At 69.9% G+C, this 1,387-nt stretch carries 1 protein-coding gene; it reads left to right on the top strand.

Annotated features, from left to right (window positions below; genetic code table 11):
* Nucleotides 1-252 precede the first annotated feature (252 nt).
* A partial coding sequence (locus tag LVY72_RS24050; protein ID WP_269092862.1) for an IS30 family transposase occupies nucleotides 253-1,387 on the top strand: 1,135 nt, incomplete at its 3' end.

Genomic DNA, 1,387 nt, shown 5'->3' with positions numbered 1-1,387 from the left:
CGGGTGACCGGACGGCTTGTTGAGCTGGTCCGTTCGGGTCTGTCGTTGAAGGCTGCTTCGCAGCAGGCGGGGCTGTCGTACGATCAGGGGCGGTCCCGCTGGGCCAGGCACGGGGACGGGAGGCTGCAGAAGGGCCGGAACGGGGGCCTGGTCCGCCCGGCGGAACCGCCCAAGGAGCCCGGCCGCGGTCCGCGGGAGTTTGACGATCCTGCCTCGGTGCGGTTCGTGGAGCTGGTCCGTTCGGGGCTGTCGATGAAGGCCGCCTCCCGCGAGTCGGGACTGACCTACGACCAGGGCAGGACGCGGTGGGCCAGACTGGGCGGGGTGAAACTGCAGACCGGCCGCATCGGCGGCCTGCCCCGCCCGAAACAGCCGCGTCCCCTGGGGCCGGATGACGTCCCCGATGCCCCGCGGCAGCCCTGTTCCGGGCCGGTGACCTTCTACGAGCGGTGCATCATCCAGCTGCGGCTGCAGGACGGTTGGAAGGCTGCCCGGATCGCCGGGGAACTGGGCCGGTGTCCAAGCGTGATCAGCCGCGAGAGGCGCCGGAACCTGAACCCCGACGGCGTCTACGATGCCCGGTACGCGCACCGGCAGACGGCCGGGCGGCTGAAGCGGCCCAAGGCGTACAAGCTGCAGAACCCGGACCTGGCCGAATTCGTCGAGAACGCCATGGACGAGGGGTGGAGCCCGCAGCTGATCTCGGCCGTACTCCGGGAACTGCACCCGGACAATAGGGACATGCAGGTATCGCACGAGACGATCTACCAGTGCCTCTACGTCCAGGGCCGCGGCGCCCTGCGCCAGGACCTCTACCGGTGCCTGAGCCTCAAACGCAGCACCCGCAGGCCGCAGGGGCGCACCGACCTGCGCGGCAGCCGGTACCGCGAGGCGATGACCATCAGCCAGCGCCCGCCCTCGGTTGCCGACCGGGCCGTGCCCGGACACTGGGAAGGGGACCTGATCCTGGGCGCCGGCAACCAGTCCGCCATCGGCACCCTGGTCGAACGCTCCACCCGCTTCACCATCCTGCTGCACCTGCCGCAGGACCACACCGCCGAAACCGTCGCCGAAGCCATGCTGGCGGCCATGGGCGACCTGCCGGCCCACCTGCGCCGCTCGATCACCTGGGACCGCGGCGTGGAGATGGCCGACTACCACCGCATCATGCTCGAACTTCAGGCCCCGGTCTACTTCTGCGACCCGTACTCGCCCTGGCAGCGCGGCACCAACGAGAACACCAACAGGCTGCTGCGGCACTGGTTCGAAAAAGGCAGCGACCTCTCCGTCCACACCCCCGAAACCCTCCGGGCCGTCCAGGACAAACTCAACCGCAGGCCCCGTCCCACCCTGAACCTGAAAACACCGGCCCAGGCACTGACCGAGC

Source organism: Arthrobacter hankyongi, assembly GCF_022012395.1.
Lineage (GTDB): Bacteria > Actinomycetota > Actinomycetes > Actinomycetales > Micrococcaceae > Crystallibacter > Crystallibacter hankyongi.
The sequence above is the reverse complement of the archived record's forward strand: the minus strand, read 5'-3'. Positions and strand labels throughout refer to the sequence as shown.